Raw genomic sequence first — 16,471 nt, forward strand, 5'->3', positions numbered from 1 at the left:
ACGACTACGACTCCCTCAGCCGGCGTTCTGGGCGGTGTACTCGTCGGCGGAGAGCAGGTCGCCCGGCTCCTCCGCCACGCGGACCTTGAACAGCCATCCGCCCTCGAAGGGGGCGGAGTTCACCAGGGACGGGTCGTCGACGACGTCCTGGTTGGCCTCCGTGACCACACCGGTGACCGGCGAGTACAGGTCGGACACGGACTTGGTCGACTCCAGCTCGCCGCAGGTCTCCCCCGCGGTCACCTCGGAGCCGACCTCGGGAAGCTGGGCGAAGACGACATCGCCGAGCGCGTTGGCCGCGTACTCGGTGATGCCGACCGTCGAGACGCCGTCCTCGGCGCCCGACAGCCACTCGTGCTCCTTGCTGTAGCGCAGCTGCTGCGGGTTGCTCATGGCCTGAATTCTCCTGTACGCGGGGAGGTGCTGGTCAAAAGGGAAGTACTGAAACCGCTGGTGAGCGGGCGAATGTGCGCAGGGTCACGTACGGCGTCCGGCTTGATCGCGCGACCGCGCCCCAGCCTGCTGGGGCAGGTTGCCGGTGTCCACTTATCCGTGTGCCCCGTACGCCACGTGCGCTTCGGGTGTCTTGCGCGCCACGTGTGCTTCGTGTGGCCCGTACGGCACGCGTGTTTCGCGCGGCGGCCCGGCGCGGGCCGGCCTGGGGCCTGGCCCGCCGGTCACGGGTCCGTGACCGTGTCACCGGTCCCGGCCCGCTCCCGCGTCGCCGCTCGCGCGCAGGGGGCTACTTCTGCCGCTTGTAGAACGGCAGCGCGACGACCTCGTACGGTTCGTGGCTGCCCCGGATGTCCACGCCGACACCCTCGGTGCCCGGTGCCGCGTGCGCCGCGTCGACGTACGCCATGGCGATGGGCTTGCCCAGGGTGGGGGAGGGGGCGCCGGAGGTGACCTCGCCGATCACCTCGCCGCCGGCGACGACGGCGTACCCGGCGCGCGGCACCCGGCGGCCCTCGGCGATCAACCCGACCAGGACGCGCGGCGGGTTCTGCTCGGCCCGCGCGGCGGCCTCGGTCAGCGCCTCGCGGCCCACGAAGTCGCCGTCCTTCTCGAACTTCACCACCCGGCCGAGCCCGGCGTCGAACGGCGTCAGGGACGTCGTCAGCTCGTGCCCGTACAGCGGCATGCCCGCCTCCAGGCGCAGGGTGTCCCGGCAGGACAGGCCGCACGGCACCAGGCCGACGTCCTCGCCCGCCCGGGTCAGGGCCTGCCACAGCTCCACGGCGTGCTCCGGCTTCACGAACAGCTCGAAGCCGTCCTCGCCGGTGTAGCCGGTGCGGGCGATCAGCGCCGGGACGCCGGCGACGGTGCCGGGCAGGCCCGCGTAGTACTTCAGGCCGTCCAGGTCGGCGTCCGTGAGGGACTTCAGGATGCCGGGGGACTCGGGGCCCTGGACGGCGAGGAGCGCGTAGGCGTCACGGTCGTCGCGGACCTCGGCGTCGAAGCCCGCGGCCCGCTCGGTCAGCGCGTCGAGGACGACCTGCGCGTTGGAGGCGTTGGCGACGACCATGTACGTGGACGAACCGGCCTCGGCCTCGGCCAGCCGGTAGACGATCAGGTCGTCCAGGATGCCGCCGTCGGCCTGGCAGATCATCGTGTAGCGGGCGCGGCCGACACCGATCGAGGCGATGTTGCCGACGAGGGCGTGGTTGAGGAGGGCGGCCGCCTCGGGGCCGGTGACCGTGATCTCGCCCATGTGCGAGAGGTCGAAGAGACCGGCCCGGGTGCGCACCGCGACGTGCTCGTCGCGCTCGGAGCCGTACCGCAGGGGCATGTCCCAGCCGGCGAAATCGGTCATGGTGGCGCCCAGTTCGCGATGCAGGGCATCGAGAGCGGTACGGCGGGGCTGACGGGATTCGGTACTGCTCATCGGTCGGTCGTCTCCCAGAGGCATGACGGGCGAGGAAGGTCCTCCCCATCTGTCATCGGAACCTGAGAGGTTCGCCATGACCACCGGCTCGGGAAGAGCCGCGGGTCACGACTTGCACCTTGGGTGGGGCCACTGTCGCAGCGGCCCGCTTTTCAGATGTGCCTCGCCCGCGCGGTAACGGGGCCTGAGAGATTCAAGGGAGGGACTTGCTCCTTCGGCGCCCCAGCGAGACATGCTGCCGGGGACTCTCCCGCGCGGATTCAAACGGCCGGTATGCAGTTGGCGCGCACATCATTGCACGCCCCGGCCCGCCCCTGAAGGGCACGTCAGTTGTAACCGATCCGTGGCAGTACGCGCACCGAACCGCCGGACATCGCGCATTACCTTCTCTTTACATTACGAGGGCAGGGATCCCCCGAGCCCACAGGGGAGGACGATCACGGTGAACAGGACCACGGCGTACGCCGCCACCACCGGCATCGCGGTGCCGAAGCAGCCCTCCGCCCCCGCCCGCGAGCGCCTGGCCGGGCGGCCGTCCGCGGCCGTCCGCGACCTGCGCGACCACGCCGGGCACAGCCCGCACACCCTGCACTTCGGCCCCAGGGACCTGGTGGTGATCACCGGGCTGCCCGGCAGCGGCAAGTCCACCCTGATGCACCGCGTGGTCACCGGCCCCCGCGTCGACTCCCAGGACGCCCGCGACCGCTGGGACGCCCGCGCCCCCCGCCTCCTGCCGTACGCGCTCTACCGCCCCCTGGTCCGCCTCGCCCACTACGCCGGGCTGCGCCGCGCCCTGCGCGGCGGCGAGGGAGTGGTCGTGCACGACTGCGGCACCCAGGCCTGGGTGCGCGCGTGGCTGGCCCGCGAGGCCCGCCGCCGCGGCGGCACCCTGCACCTGCTCCTCCTGGACGTCTCCGCCGGCACCGCCCGGGAGGGCCAGCGCGAGCGCGGCCGCGAGGTGTCCCGGTACGCCTTCAGCCGCCACCGCCGTACGAACGCCCGGCTGCTGCGCGCGGTGGAGCGGGGCGAACCGCCCGCCGGGTGCGGCTCGGCGGTGCTGCTGGACCGGGACGCGGTGGACGTCCTGCGGCGGATCGTGTTCACCGGGGGTGGCTCTGTCACCGGCACCGGCTAGCCTTTTGAGCCACAGCATGGTTCCCAGCAGGCGGTAGGCACATGGACTTCCCGGCGGACTTCCCCGCTGACTTCCCGGCACAGGCGCATCCCCACCCGCACGGCGGGTGGCCCGGCAACGAACTGGAGGAGGTGCTCTCGGCCTCCGTCGGCATCCCCTCGGCGGGCGGACGGATCGTCGAGGTCCTGGGCCGCAGCCTCGTCTGGGTCCCGCTGCCCAACGGCGGCTCCCCCGAAAGCAGTTCGCTCGACCTGCCCACCCTCGACATCGAAGGCCAGGTGTACGTCCCGGTCTTCAGTTCCGAGGAACAGTTCCGGCAGGTGGTCGGCTCCCACATGTCGTTCACCATCGCCCCGGCCGTGGAGTTCGCCCGCGGCCTGCCGCCGCAGGCGGGCATCGCCGTCAACCCCGGCGGTGTGGTCGGCGTCCCGCTGCCGCCGGAGGCGGTCGCCGAGCTGTGCCGTTCGGGCCACAGCCCGCTGGAGGGCCTCGGCGGCGGCGGCCGGGTCCGCCTGTACGAGCCCGACTGGCAGGACGACCCGGTCGACTTCCTCGCCGCGGCGTCCGCCGAGTTCGCCGCGACGGGCGTGGTCCGCACCGCCCGCCGCTGCCTGGCCGCCATCGAGACGGCCGACCCGGTGATGTTCGTCGGCGTCGAACTCTCCTCGTGGGAAGGCGACCTGCGCGCCCTCCCCCTGGAGGCCCTCGGCAGGGCCCTCGGCAAGGTCCCGGTCCCGTGGCCGGTCAACCTGGTCCTCCTGGACGTCACCGAGGACCCGGTGGCGGAGTGGCTCAAGACCAACGTGCGCCCCTTCCACCAAAACGGGCACTGAAGTTCCACCGAAGCGGGCACTGAAGCACCTCAGGGGCACGGGGAACTGCGCGACGTGCCACAACGCACCGGTACTCGCGCACGGACCCGAGGTCCTGGCCCGGCAGGCGCTTAAGCTGTCTCCCAAACGAGGGGCAATCCAAGAAGGGCCGGTACGACAGGTGAGCGCGAGCCACAGCGGCAGCGTCGAGCACATGCTGCGCCAGGTCACCCCCGGGCGCTACGACGCCTACGAGGCATTGCTGCGCGCCCTCGCCACTCCCTCCTCCGGCCAGATCTGGATGCTCCTGTGGCACGGCCAGGCCGGCTCCCCGGACGCGCAGTACGGGAACATGGAGGTCGAAGGCCTCGGCTACGCCCCCTGTGTGACGTCCGCGCAGGAACTCTCGGCCAGTGGCTGGAACCGGTCCTACGAGGTGGTCGACGGCCTCGACGTGGCCCGCACCCTCTACCCCGACCACTACGGCCTCTGGCTCAACCCGCACGCCCCCGGCGGCGGCGTCGGCGTCCCCTGGCTGGACCTGCGCCGCATCGCCACCGGCCTGGACCGCCAGCCGGCCGGCCCGCTCCGCCTCTCCGAACCCGCCATCGAGGTCCCGCAGTTCTACGCCCTGCTCGCGCAGAACGCCCACCGCACCCCCGCGCTGCGCGCCCTGCGCCGCGCCTGGGTGCAGCCCACGCTCGGGGCGCCGTACCTCGCCATCGGCCTGGACGTGTACGACGCCTCACCGGCCGCCGTCGACTCGGTCCGGGCGATGATGCAGAGCTCCGTCGGCGCGGTACCCGAGGGCCTGCCCGTCTCCACGGTCGTGATGACCGACGACTACGACCCGGTAGTCATGTGGATGCGCGCCAACTCCCGGCCGTTCTACGACCGCGACGCCCACGCCGCGCCCCAGCCTCAGGTCCTGCCCCAGACCCAGGCTCCGGCCCCGGGGTACGGCTACCCGCCGGTGCACGGCGGCTACTGAGTCAAATACCTGCGCGGGAAAAGGCTTTGCACTCGGTCACCACCGAACTCGCCCACTCCGCACACATCTTCGCGCGTAGACACCGATCGGTCCGCCCCATTCGCGCCGAATCGACACCTTGCCCCAACTGGACCCTGTCCGTTACCCGTTACCCAGAGATCGGATAACGGAACCCCCAGCAACGCATCACGTTTGCGCATACTTTCGCCGCCAGCTCTGGCGGCTGATCGCAACCACACTGAAGACTCCCGAGTCAAGACGCGAGGTTGTGATGACCTCGTGGTCGAGTGCAAGTCGACAAAGCCGCAATCTGCGGCGAGCACAGGCCGGTCACCACCGGCGAGAGGGGTCGGGTCACTGTGACCGCACCGATCGAGACCACCGATACGGCAGCCGAGACACAGCCGGAAGCTGTCCTCGCCGGTGTCGGTAAGGGGCAGATCGAGGGTCGTTCCCTTGGACAGATCGCCTGGACCCGGTTCAAGAAGGACAGAGCCGCCGTCGCCGGCGCCGTCATCGTGATTCTGCTGGTCCTCCTCGCGGTCCTCTCGCGTCCCCTCCAGTCCGTGTTCGGGCTCGACCCCAACGCCTTCCACCAGGACCTCATCGACGCCAACACCTCGCTGCCCAAGGGCGCCTGGGGCGGCATGAGCGGCGACCACCTCCTCGGCCTGGACCCGAAGTTCGGCCGGGACATCGCCACCCGCATCCTCGAGGGCTCCTGGGTCTCGCTGGTGGTCGCGTTCGGTGCCACGGTCCTGTCCAACGTGATCGGCGCGATCATGGGCGTCGTCGCGGGTTACTACGGCGGCCGGGTCGACTCGGTCATCAGCCGCCTGATGGACACCTTCCTGGCCTTCCCCCTCCTGCTGTTCGCGATCGCCATCTCCGCCACCCTTCAGGGCGGCGCCTTCGGCCTGAACGGCCTGCCGCTCCACCTGAGCGTGCTCATCTTCGTCATCGGCTTCTTCAACTGGCCCTACCTGGGCCGGATCGTGCGCGGCCAGACCCTCGCCCTGCGGGAGCGCGAGTTCGTCGACGCCTCCCGCGGCATGGGTGCCCGCGGCCCGTACATCCTCTTCCGCGAGCTGATGCCGAACCTGGTCGGCCCGATCATCGTCTACTCGACGCTGCTGATCCCGACCAACATCCTCTTCGAGGCCTCCCTGAGCTTCCTCGGCGTCGGTATCCAGCCGCCGCAGGCCTCGTGGGGCGGCATGCTCCGCGAAGCGGTGACCTACTACCAGGTCGATCCCGAGTACATGATCGTGCCCGGTCTCGCCATCTTCGTGACTGTCCTGGCGTTCAACCTGCTCGGTGACGGTCTGCGTGATGCTCTCGACCCGCGCAGCCGCTGAGGCCCGCGTCCGAGAGCCCAATAAGTTTCCGACAATGGAGGGGAAAACGCCCATCATGCGAAGGTCAGCGCTGGCCGCGATCGCGGCCATCGGCACCGCCAGCCTGTTTCTTGCGGGTTGCAGCAAGGCCGATGACAACAAGAACGAGAACGGCACCAAGTCGGCCGGCGCCAACGCCGCGACCAAGGGCGTCGTCAACGCCTCCGACAAGAAGGGCGGGACGCTCACCTACGAGCTGTCCGACGTCCCGGACTCGTTCGACCCCGGTAACACTTACTACGCCTACATGTACAACCTCAGCCGGCTGTACGCCCGCCCGCTGATGACCTTCCAGCCCGGTGCGGGCGAGAAGGGCAACACCCTCGTCCCGGACCTCGCGGCGAGCAAGGGTGCCCCGAGCGACGGCGGCAAGACCTGGACGTACAAGCTGCGTGCGGGCCTGAAGTACGAGGACGGCTCGCCGATCACCTCGAAGGACGTCAAGTACGCCGTCGAGCGCTCCAACTTCGCGCGTGACGTGCTCTCCCTCGGCCCGAACTACTTCCAGCAGTTCATGGCCGGCGGCGACAAGTACAAGGGCCCCTACAAGGACAAGAACGCCAAGGGCCTGTCCTCCATCGAGACGCCGGACGACACCACCATCGTCTTCCACCTGAAGCAGGCCTTCCAGGAGTTCGACTACCTGGTCGCCGCCCCGCAGACGGCTCCGGTGCCCCAGGCCAAGGACAAGGGCGTCGACTACGTCAAGAGCATCGTGTCCTCGGGTTCCTACAAGTTCCAGAGCTACGAGGACGGCAAGCAGGCCGTGCTCGTGCGCAACGAGAACTGGGACGCGAAGACCGACCCGCTGCGCAAGCAGCTGCCGGACAAGATCGTCGTCAAGCTGAAGGTCAACCCGGAGACCATCGACCAGGACGTCCTCGCCGGCAACGCGATCGACCTGGCCGGTACGGGTGTCCAGGCCTCCACGCAGGCCAAGGTGCTCACCGACGCGAGCCAGAAGGCCAACACGGACAACACCTACGGTGGCCGCCTGGTCTACATGGCGATCAACACCAAGGTGAAGCCGTTCGACAAGGTCGAGTGCCGCAAGGCCGTCCAGTTCGCGATCGACAAGGTCTCGGTGCAGACCGCCGAGGGCGGCCCGATCCGCGGTGACGTCGCCTCCACGGTCCTGCCTCCGGACATCCCGGGCTACGAGAAGTCGGACGTCTACGCCTCCGCCGGCAGCAAGGGCGACACGGCCAAGGCCAAGGAGCAGCTGAAGGCCTGCGGCAAGTCGTCGATCTCGACGAACATCTCGGCCCGCTCGGACCGTCCGCAGGAGATCGACGCCGCCACGGCGATCATCAACTCGCTGAAGGCCGTCGGCATCACCGCCAGCCTGAAGCAGTACCCGTCCGGCAAGTACTTCACCGACTACGCGGGTGTGCCGAAGTTCGCCACGAAGCAGAACATCGGCCTGGAGATGATGCAGTGGGGTGCCGACTGGCCCTCCGGCTACGGCTTCCTGCAGCAGATCCTGAACGGCAAGGCGATCAGCCAGTCCGGTAACACCAACCTGTCGCAGTACGACAACAAGGACGTCAACGACCTGCTCGGCAAGGCGATCGGCACCGAGGACAACGCCGCGCGCAACAGCCTCTACACGCAGATCGACAAGAAGACCATGGACGACGCCGTCCTCGTCCCGCTGACCTACTTCAAGGTCCTGCTGGCCCGCCCGCAGAGCTACACCAACCTGGTGTCCACCGCGGCGTTCAGCGGTCAGTACGACTACCTCAACATCGGCGTCGCGTCGAAGTAGCAGCCCCGGAAGGCAGGTGAAGGCATTGGTGCCCGCGGGCTTTGCGGCCCGCGGGCACCAGCGCCGATCCCCGTGATCTCGTACATCCTCCGCCGGACGTTCGCGGCACTCGTGCTGCTGCTGGTCGTCTCCGCGGTCACCTTCGCCATCTTCTTCCTGCTGCCACGGCTCGTGGGGCAGACAGCGGATCAGCTGGCGCAGCAGTACATCGGCAAGAGCCCGTCGAAGGCGGACATCGTCGCTGTCAAGCACAACCTCGGTCTGGACCAGCCCGTCTACGTCCAGTACTGGCACTTCATCAAGGGGATCGTGGCCGGCGCCACCTACGACCTCGGCCCCACCACGGTGCACTGTGACGCACCCTGCTTCGGTTACTCGTTCAAGAACCACCAGGCAGTGTGGCCGGAGCTCGTCTCCCGTCTTCCGATCACCCTCTCGCTCGCCGTGGGTGCCGCCGTACTGTGGCTGCTCTCGGGCGTGGTGGCCGGCGTCATCTCGGCACTGAGGCCGCGTTCGTACCTCGACCGGACCTTCATGGGCATCGCGCTCACCGGCGTGTCGCTGCCCATGTTCTTCACGGGCAACCTGGCGCTCCTGCTCTTCCACTTCAAGTGGCCGATCTTCGGGAACGACTACGTCCCGCTCACCGAGAACCCCTCGCAGTGGGCCAACACCCTGTTCCCGGCCTGGTGTTCACTCGCGCTGCTGTACTCCGCCATCTACGCGCGGCTCACCCGCTCGGGCATGCTGGAGACGATGAACGAGGACTTCATCCGCACGGCCCGTGCCAAGGGTCTGCGTGAGCGCAACGTCGTGGTCCGGCACGGACTGCGCGCCGCTCTCACGCCGATCATCACCGTGTTCGGCATGGACATCGGCCTGCTGCTCGGCGGTGCCGTGATCACGGAGTCGGTGTTCTCGCTGCAGGGCATCGGTCAGTACGCCGTGCAGGGCATCACCGACAACGACCTGCCGAAGATCCTCGGCGTGACGCTGCTCGCCGCCTTCTTCGTCGTCATCGCAAATCTCCTGGTGGACGTGCTCTACGCCGCCGCCGACCCGCGGGTGAGGCTCTCGTGACCGAACTCTCCAAGTCCGGTGCGGCCGTGGGGGAGCCCACCTCCGACCGCCGGACGCCCGAAGCCTTCCTCGAGGTCCGCGACCTCAAGGTGCACTTCCCCACCGACGACGGCCTGGTCAAGTCCGTCGACGGGCTCAGCTTCTCGCTGGAGAAGGGCCGGACCCTCGCCGTCGTCGGCGAGTCCGGCTCCGGCAAGTCGGTCACCTCGCAGGCCATCATGGGCCTGCACCGGCTCGGCACCCGCGGCAAGAACGTCCAGATGTCCGGCGAGATCTGGCTGGACGGCAAGGAACTGGTCGGCGCCTCCCCGGACGAGGTGCGCAAGCTCCGCGGCCGCGAGATGGCGATGATCTTCCAGGACCCGCTGTCCGCGATGCACCCGTACTACAAGATCGGCGACCAGATCGTCGAGGCGTACCGGGTCCACCACGACGTCAGCAAGAAGGTGGCCCGCACGCGTGCCATCGAGATGCTGGACCGCGTGGGCATCCCGGAGCCGGCCAAGCGCGTCGACGGCTACCCGCACGAGTTCTCCGGCGGTATGCGCCAGCGCGCCATGATCGCCATGGCGCTGGTGAACAACCCCGAGCTGCTCATCGCGGACGAGCCGACCACCGCGCTCGACGTGACCGTCCAGGCGCAGATCCTCGACCTGATCCGGGACCTGCAGAAGGAGTTCGGCTCCGCGGTCATGATGATCACCCATGACCTCGGTGTGGTCGCCGAGATCGCGGACGACGTCCTGGTGATGTACGGCGGCCGGTGCGTGGAGCGTGGCCGCGCCGAAGAGGTCTTCGAGAAGCCGCAGCACCCCTACACCTGGGGTCTGCTCGGCTCGATGCCCCGGATCGACCGTGAGACCTCCGAACGGCTCATCCCGGTCAAGGGCCAGCCGCCGAGCCTCATCAACATCCCCTCGGGCTGCGCCTTCCACCCGCGCTGCCCGTACGCGGACGTCCCCGAGGGCAACGTCAGCCGCACGGTGCGTCCCGAGCTGGAGCTGGTGAGCACCGGGCACTGGTCCGCCTGCCACCTCCCGGCCGAGGACCGTGAGCGGATCTGGACCGAAGAGATTGCGCCGAAGCTGTGAGTGAGACCAAGAAGACGGACACCGTCGCCGAGGCCACGGTCCCGAACCAGGCGTCGTCCGTGGAAGACCAGGACGTGCTGCTCCGGGTCGAGGGCCTGACCAAGCACTTCCCGATCAAGAAGGGCATCCTTCAGCGCCAGGTCGGCGCCGTGAAGGCGGTCGACGGCATCGACTTCGAGGTGCGCAAGGGCGAGACCCTGGGCGTGGTCGGCGAGTCGGGCTGCGGCAAGTCGACCATGGGGCGGGTCATCACCCGTCTCCAGGACCCGACCGGCGGAAAGATCACCTTCGAGGGCCAGGACATCACGCGCCTGAGCGCCGGGAAGATGCGGCCGCTGCGCCGCGACATCCAGATGATCTTCCAGGACCCGTACGGCTCCCTGAACCCCCGTCACACCATCGGCTCGATCGTCTCGGCGCCCTTCCGGCTCCAGGGCGTGGAGCCCGAGGGTGGCGTGAAGAAGGAGGTCCAGCGGCTGCTGGAGCTGGTGGGCCTCAGCCCCGAGCACTACAACCGCTACCCGCACGAGTTCTCCGGCGGTCAGCGCCAGCGCATCGGCATCGCCCGCGCGCTCGCCCTGAAGCCGAAGCTGGTCGTCGCCGACGAGCCGGTCTCCGCGCTGGACGTGTCGATCCAGGCCCAGGTCGTCAACCTCATGGACGACCTCCAGCAGGAGCTGGGCCTGACGTACGTGATCATCGCGCACGACCTGTCGGTCGTCCGGCACGTTTCGGACCGCATCGCGGTGATGTACCTCGGCAAGATCGTCGAGCTCGCCGACCGCACCTCGCTGTACGAGTCGCCGATGCACCCGTACACCAAGGCCCTGATGTCGGCCGTGCCGGTTCCCGACCCGAAGCGCCGGGACGCGAAGAGCGAGCGCATCCTGCTGCGCGGTGACGTCCCGTCGCCGATCGCGCCGCCCTCCGGGTGCCGGTTCCACACCCGGTGCTGGAAGGCGACGCAGATCTGCAAGACGACCGAGCCGCAGTTCCTGGAGCTGAGGCCCGGCCAGCGGGTCGCCTGCCACCACCCGGAGAACTTCGCCGACCAGGCCCCGCAGGACACCGTCCTGCTCACGGCGGCGAAGGAGGCCTCCGAGCTGGTCCCGGACGCGGTCCTGGAGGAGTCGGCGGAGACGTCGGCAGCGGTGGCGGCGGAGGTCGCGGCCGAGTCCGCGACGGAGGAGGCCGCCACGGAGGAGGCACCGGCCGAGCGGGAGTCGGAGGAGGCGTCCGAGGCTGAGGCTTCCGTCGAGGAGCCCGAGGCTGCGGAGGTAACCGAGGCTGAGGCTTCCGCTGAGGAGCCCGAGGCTGCGGAGTCGGAGGAGGCGTCCGAGGCTGAGGCTTCCGTCGAGGAGCCCGAGGCTGCGGAGGTAACCGAGGCTGAGGCTTCCGCTGAGGAGCCCGAGGCTGCGGAGTCGGAGGAGGCGTCCGAGGCTGAGGCTTCCGTCGAGGAGCCCGAGGCTGCGGAGGTAACCGAGGCTGAGGCTTCCGCTGAGGAGCCCGAGGCTGCGGAGTCGGAGGAGGCGTCCGAGACCGAGGCTTCCGTCGAGGAGTCTGAGGCTGCGGAGTCGGAGGAGGCGTCCGAGGCTGAGGAGGCCGCCGAGACCGAGGAGGCGTCCGCCGAGGAGCCTGAGGCCGCCGAGGCCGCCGGTTCCGAAGAGACCCCCGCCCCCGGAGACTCCGCCGGCTCCGCCGACGCCTCCGGTGCCGAAGAGTCCGGTGAGGCTCCTGCGGCGGATGTGACGAAGTCCCAGGAGTCGAAGGGCAAGTAGCCCACGACAAAAGGGAAAAGGCATGTACATGCCTGAGCGGGAGAGTGCAGAGTCGTCCGTGTCCGTCTACTGACCGGAACACGCTCGAGGGGACGACTCATGGCACTCTCCCGTTCGGCACGTTCGGCACGTTCGGAAAGTCCGGCACGCTCAGCGCTTTCGACCCGCCCGTTACGCAGACGTTCGGTACGCGTGGGGGCCGTCGCCACCGCCGCGGCGGCCTCCTTCCTGGTCGTCGCCGCCTCACCCGCACCCGTCGCGGGCGCACCCGGCATCGGCGACCCCTACTTCCCGCGGCTCGGCAACGGCGGCTTCGACGCCCGCCACTACGACCTGGACATCGCCTACGCCCCCGGCACCGGCCGCCTGGACGGCCGTACGACGCTCACCGCCCGCGCCACCAGGAACCTCTCCTCCTTCGACCTGGACCTGCAGAAGCTGGAGATCACACGGGTCGAGGTCGACGGCAGGAAGGCGAAGTTCACGCGGGACGGCGACGAGATCACCGTCACTCCGCGCGGCACGCTCCGCAAGGGCCACGACTTCACGGTCTCCGTCACCTACGGCGGCGTACCCGAAGCCCTCAGCGGCCCCATCGTCTTCGGGTCCGACTACGGCTGGATGAAGACCACCGACGGCGTGTTCGTCGCCTGTGAGCCCAACGCCGCCTCCACCTGGTTCCCGTCCAGCGACCACCCCGCCGACAAGGCCACCTACGACATCCGGATCAAGGCGCCCAAGGGCCTGACCGGTGTCTCCAACGGCCGGCTCGTGTCGGCGTACGACAAGGGCGGCTCGTCGTACGCCCACTGGCGCGAGAACCGGCCCATGGCCACCTACCTGGCCACCGCCACCATCGGGAAGTTCGACGTGCGCACCGGCCGCACCCCCGGCGGCATCCCGGTCTACGTCGCCATCGACCCGGTGCTCAAGGACAGCAACGCCGTCGACGTGTACGCCGTCACCGCCGCCGCCACCGACTACTGGTCCCAGGTCTTCGGGCCGTACCCGTTCGAGGAGACGGGCGCGATCGTCGACGACATGCCCGAGGCCGGGTTCTCGCTGGAGGTGCAGAGCAAGCCCGCCTACTCGGCCGTGCGCAGCGAGTCGACCATCGTGCACGAACTGGCCCACCAGTGGTTCGGCGACTCGGTGAGCGTGGCTCAGTGGAAGGACATCTGGCTCAACGAGGGCTTCGCCACCTACGCCCAGTGGCTGTGGGCGGAGCACCAGGGCACCCGCTCGGCCCACGACTCCTTCCGGGCCGCGTACGACACCCGCCCCGCCGACTCCGACTTCTGGAAGATCAAGGTCGCCGACCCGCAGCGCGACACGATGTTCGCCTCCGCCGTCTACCAGCGGGGCGCGATGACCCTCCAGGCGCTCCGGGAGCGGATCGGCGACACCGCGTTCTTCGAGCTGCTGCCGGCCTGGACCCGTCAGCACCGGTACGGCAACGCCGACACCGGCGACTTCATCCGGCTCGCTGAGAAGATCAGCGGGCGACAGCTCGACGACCTGTTCGACACCTGGCTGTTCACGACAGGGAAGCCGACCGTCTAGGCCTGGCTTTGTAAGGTCCACGCACCCTGACAGGTGAGAATGTCAGGGTGCAGCTCCAGCAACTCTTCAGTCCCTCCGTCCAGCACACGCTCGATGTCATCGGCATCTTCGTGTTCGCGATCTCCGGCGCGCTGCTGGCCGTCCGGAAGAACTTCGACCTGTTCGGCATCGCCGTGCTCGCCGAGGTCACCGCGCTGGGCGGAGGACTGTTCCGGGACCTGATCATCGGGGCCGTACCCCCGGCTGCCTTCACCGACCTCGGGTACTTCGTCACCCCGCTGCTCACCGCGGTCGTGGTCTTCTTCCTGCACCCGCACGTGGAACGGATCCAGTCGGCGGTCCTCGTCTTCGACGCGGCCGGCCTCGGCCTGTTCTGCGTCACGGGCACGACCAAGGCGTACAGCTACGGCCTCGGTCTGACCGCGTCGGCGACCCTGGGCCTGGCCACCGCCGTCGGCGGCGGTGTGCTGCGGGACGTGCTGGCCAACGAGGTCCCCTCGCTGCTGCGCTGGGACCGCGACCTGTACGCGGTCCCGGCGATCGTCGGCGCCACCATGGTGGTGCTGTGCATCCGCTACGACGCGCTGACCCCGTTCACCAGCGGGGCCGCGGCCCTCACGGCTTTCGTGCTGCGCCTGCTGGCGATGAAGTTCCACTGGCGAGCGCCGCGTGCGTGGAACCGGCGTTCGACAGTGACCGAGTAGCGGACCCGACGGCGCCGGCGGTCCCGGCGGACGAGGCAGCCCCCTTGGAGCCCGTCCCGGCGCCCCCCGCGGACGCCGTGGACCCGGCGAGGGAGTGGTCCTCGCCCTGGGCGTGGTTCTGGCCCATCTGCAGGGTCAGCCAGCGGAACACCGCGGGGACCTGCGGCCGCCACAGCGCCAGGGTGTGGCCGCCCGCGCTGCGCGGCAGGAACACCACGTGCACGGTCGTCGGCGCCTTGGCGATCGACTCCAGCGCCACGCCGGCCTGGTAGCCGTCGCCGGACTCGCCGGAGACGTACAGCGCGATCCGGGGCGGCACGGCCCGCTTCCGCAGGAGCAGGTAGGGATTGTTCGCGGCGCGCAGCGCGGGGGTCTGCGCCGCCAGGGAGTTGCGCTCGCCGATGGGGTCGTTGTAGCCGGACATGCTCACCGCGGCCCGGAACCGGTCCGGGTGGGCGACGGCCAGCTTGACCGCGCAGTGCGCGCCCGCCGAGTACCCGGCGGCGGCCCAGCCCTGCGGCGCCGGCTGGGCGCGGAAGTTGTCCGTGACCATCTTCGGTACGTCGACGCTCAGCCAGCTGTCGGCGTTGACCTGGCCCGGGACGTTGGCGCAGCCGGTGTCGACGCCGGCCAGCAGGTTGGTGCGCGGGGCGACCAGGATGAAGGGCGCCACCTGGCCGCTCCTCATCAGGGGCAGCAGTTGTTCGTGCGTCCGGAGCGCTCCGAACCAGGCCTTCGCCGAGCCCGGGTAGCCGGGGAGCAGTTCCACCACCGGGAACCTCTTGTGCCGGTAGGCCGGATCACCGTACTGCGGCGGCAGCCAGACGTAGACCTCGGCGTTCACCCCCGAGACCCGGCCCCTGAGCTGGGTGACGCGCACTCCGCCGGCCGCGCGCATCCCGGGCCCGTCGGCCGGCCCGAAGTCCTGCCGGACCCTGGGCAGCCGCTTCAGCGCGATACCGCCCGTGCCGTCCTGGCCCAGGTCGCTCGCCTGCTGGACGTGGTTGCCGGTGCCGAGCAGGTCGGCCCAGTTGTCGTACAGGTTGTTCTGGTTGTTGACCAGCACGAAGACCAGCGTGACGGCCGTGCCCTGGGCGAACAGCAGCATCAGTACGCGGGCCGCTGCGCGCAGGGGCCTGGGTCCCCGCGGCCGCGACCAGAGCGCGAGCGGCAGTATCAGGGCGACGACGGACAGCACGATCGCCGTGTAGAGGAACGGAGTCCCGGTGAGGCTCATGTCCCCATAGAGGGCGATCAGGGGTCCGAGGTTGTGGACGTGTCCGGACACTTACCTAGAAATTGCCGGATTCTCACCCTGACGTGCGGCGAGCAGTCGAGAGATTTGAAAAGCTACCGCTTAGTAACACATTGTTGTACCGTTCAGCCATGCCAGAAGCAGCTTCCGTCTCCGCCGCGCGGGCCCTGATCGGCGACAGCGAGTTCGACCGCGACACCGCGGTCGTCCGGCGCGAGCCCGGCGTCTACGACATCGACCTCTCGGCCGGCTGGACCATCATCAGCGCCGTCAACGGCGGCTATCTGCTGGCCGTTCTCGGCAGGGCCCTCGCGGACGCCCTCCCGCACCCGGACCCCTTCACCATCTCCGCGCACTACCTGACCGCGTCCCGTCCCGGCCCCGCGGTCGTCCGCACGCAGACCGTCCGCGCCGGACGCACCCTCTCCACCGGCCAGGCCTCCCTCTTTCAGTACGACGACGAGGGCAACGAGGTCGAACGCATCCGCGTCCTCGCCTCCTACGGCGACCTCGCCGCACTCCCCGACGACGTCCGCACGACGGCCACCCCGCCGCGGATGCCGCCGTTGGAGCAGTGCTTCGGCCCCGAGGACGGGCCCGCGCCGATGGAGGGCAGTTCGGCCATCACCGACCGGCTGATGCTCAAGCTGGACCCCGCGACCCTCGGCTGGGCGCTCGGCGCGCCTTCGGGCAAGGGCGAGATGCGCGCCTGGTTCGGACTTGCCGACGGCCGCGACGCCGACCCGCTGTCGCTGCTGCTCGCGGTGGACGCCCTGCCTCCCACCGCCTTCGAGATCGGCCTCAAGGGCTGGGTCCCGACGGTCGAACTCACCGTCCACGTCCGGCACCGCCCGGCCCCCGGCCCGCTGCGGGTGTCGATCACCACCCGCAACCTGGCCGGCGGCTTCCTCGAGGAGGACGCCGAGGTCTGGGACAGCCAGGACCGCCTGGTCGCCCAGTCCCGGCAGCTCGCCCGGGCCAGGCTCGGCTGAGATGTGACCGACGGGTGAGG

At 69.6% G+C, this 16,471-nt stretch carries 13 protein-coding genes, 1 pseudogene and 2 riboswitches; of the genes and pseudogenes, 11 read left to right on the forward strand and 3 right to left on the reverse strand.

The genetic code is table 11. The annotated features are described in order from the left end of the window. Positions 1-15: 15 nt before the first annotated feature. Both gcvH and gcvT read right to left on the reverse strand, forming a co-directional pair. Positions 16-393, reverse strand: coding sequence for a glycine cleavage system protein GcvH (gene gcvH, locus OIB37_RS25520; protein WP_330459935.1), 378 nt, complete (start codon positions 391-393; stop codon positions 16-18). A gap of 349 nt (positions 394-742) precedes the next feature. Beyond that, entirely contained in the window at positions 743-1,885 is a 1,143-nt protein-coding gene (gene gcvT / locus OIB37_RS25525) for a glycine cleavage system aminomethyltransferase GcvT (protein WP_330459936.1), read from the reverse strand. Between the two features lie 39 nt (positions 1,886-1,924). Further along, positions 1,925-2,047, reverse strand: a riboswitch (glycine riboswitch). Continuing rightward, a riboswitch (glycine riboswitch) is annotated at positions 2,048-2,148 on the reverse strand. Between the two features lie 179 nt (positions 2,149-2,327). Here gcvT and OIB37_RS25530 point away from each other — a divergent pair. From OIB37_RS25530 to OIB37_RS25575, 10 genes and pseudogenes are all read left to right on the forward strand, one after another. After that, entirely contained in the window at positions 2,328-3,020 is a 693-nt protein-coding gene (locus tag OIB37_RS25530) for an AAA family ATPase (RefSeq protein ID WP_330459937.1), read from the forward strand. Positions 3,021-3,061: 41 nt separating this feature from the next. Beyond that, the gene (locus tag OIB37_RS25535; protein ID WP_330459938.1) at positions 3,062-3,853 is read left to right on the forward strand and encodes an enhanced serine sensitivity protein SseB; all 792 of its coding nucleotides are present in this window, start codon (positions 3,062-3,064) and stop codon (positions 3,851-3,853) included. Positions 3,854-4,046: 193 nt separating this feature from the next. Beyond that, positions 4,047-4,823 (forward strand): enhanced serine sensitivity protein SseB C-terminal domain-containing protein, encoded by a 777-nt coding sequence (locus OIB37_RS25540; protein ID WP_443058285.1) that lies wholly within the window; start codon positions 4,047-4,049, stop codon positions 4,821-4,823. A gap of 359 nt (positions 4,824-5,182) precedes the next feature. Next, positions 5,183-6,181, forward strand: coding sequence for an ABC transporter permease (locus OIB37_RS25545; protein ID WP_330459940.1), 999 nt, complete (start codon positions 5,183-5,185; stop codon positions 6,179-6,181). A gap of 55 nt (positions 6,182-6,236) precedes the next feature. Then, positions 6,237-7,988: an ABC transporter substrate-binding protein gene (locus tag OIB37_RS25550; RefSeq protein WP_443058203.1), complete on the forward strand. Its 1,752-nt coding sequence runs from the start codon at positions 6,237-6,239 to the stop codon at positions 7,986-7,988. 72 nt (positions 7,989-8,060) lie between these two features. Next, positions 8,061-9,068, forward strand: a complete 1,008-nt coding sequence (locus OIB37_RS25555) for an ABC transporter permease (protein WP_330459942.1) — start codon at positions 8,061-8,063, stop codon at positions 9,066-9,068. Further along, positions 9,065-10,159, forward strand: a complete 1,095-nt coding sequence (locus OIB37_RS25560; protein ID WP_330459943.1) for an ABC transporter ATP-binding protein — start codon at positions 9,065-9,067, stop codon at positions 10,157-10,159. Before OIB37_RS25555 ends, OIB37_RS25560 begins: the two co-directional genes overlap by 4 nt. Beyond that, positions 10,156-11,362: pseudogene (locus OIB37_RS25565) on the forward strand (ABC transporter ATP-binding protein); the annotation flags it as partial. The gene OIB37_RS25560 and the pseudogene OIB37_RS25565, both read left to right, overlap by 4 nt. A gap of 767 nt (positions 11,363-12,129) precedes the next feature. Further along, entirely contained in the window at positions 12,130-13,500 is a 1,371-nt protein-coding gene (locus OIB37_RS25570) for a M1 family metallopeptidase (protein ID WP_330459944.1), read from the forward strand. Between the two features lie 47 nt (positions 13,501-13,547). Next, positions 13,548-14,204: a trimeric intracellular cation channel family protein gene (locus tag OIB37_RS25575; protein WP_330459945.1), complete on the forward strand. Its 657-nt coding sequence runs from the start codon at positions 13,548-13,550 to the stop codon at positions 14,202-14,204. On the opposite strand, the gene OIB37_RS25580 is transcribed toward OIB37_RS25575, so the two are convergent. Then, on the reverse strand, positions 14,116-15,441 hold the full coding sequence (locus OIB37_RS25580) for an alpha/beta hydrolase (protein ID WP_330461972.1): 1,326 nt from the start codon (positions 15,439-15,441) through the stop codon (positions 14,116-14,118). The genes OIB37_RS25575 and OIB37_RS25580 overlap by 89 nt on opposite strands. A gap of 149 nt (positions 15,442-15,590) precedes the next feature. Here OIB37_RS25580 and OIB37_RS25585 point away from each other — a divergent pair, with 149 nt between their 5' ends. Next, a complete protein-coding gene (locus OIB37_RS25585; RefSeq protein ID WP_330459946.1) occupies positions 15,591-16,451 on the forward strand; it encodes a thioesterase family protein in 861 nt (286 codons plus the stop codon). Positions 16,452-16,471: the final 20 nt, after the last annotated feature.

The sequence above is a fragment of the Streptomyces sp. NBC_00820 genome (assembly GCF_036347055.1).
In the GTDB taxonomy this organism is placed as follows: domain Bacteria; phylum Actinomycetota; class Actinomycetes; order Streptomycetales; family Streptomycetaceae; genus Streptomyces.

What these genes read in the sequence shown, in the direction of transcription:
- gcvH (WP_330459935.1), bottom strand. Translation starts at nt 393, where the DNA reads ATGAGCAACCCGCAGCAGCTGCGCTACAGCAAGGAGCACGAGTGGCTG.
- gcvT (WP_330459936.1), bottom strand. Translation starts at nt 1,885, where the DNA reads ATGAGCAGTACCGAATCCCGTCAGCCCCGCCGTACCGCTCTCGATGCC.
- OIB37_RS25535 (WP_330459938.1), top strand. Translation starts at nt 3,062, where the DNA reads ATGGACTTCCCGGCGGACTTCCCCGCTGACTTCCCGGCACAGGCGCAT.
- OIB37_RS25540 (WP_443058285.1), top strand. Translation starts at nt 4,047, where the DNA reads ATGCTGCGCCAGGTCACCCCCGGGCGCTACGACGCCTACGAGGCATTG.
- OIB37_RS25550 (WP_443058203.1), top strand. Translation starts at nt 6,237, where the DNA reads ATGCGAAGGTCAGCGCTGGCCGCGATCGCGGCCATCGGCACCGCCAGC.
- OIB37_RS25580 (WP_330461972.1), bottom strand. Translation starts at nt 15,441, where the DNA reads ATGAGCCTCACCGGGACTCCGTTCCTCTACACGGCGATCGTGCTGTCC.
- OIB37_RS25585 (WP_330459946.1), top strand. Translation starts at nt 15,591, where the DNA reads ATGCCAGAAGCAGCTTCCGTCTCCGCCGCGCGGGCCCTGATCGGCGAC.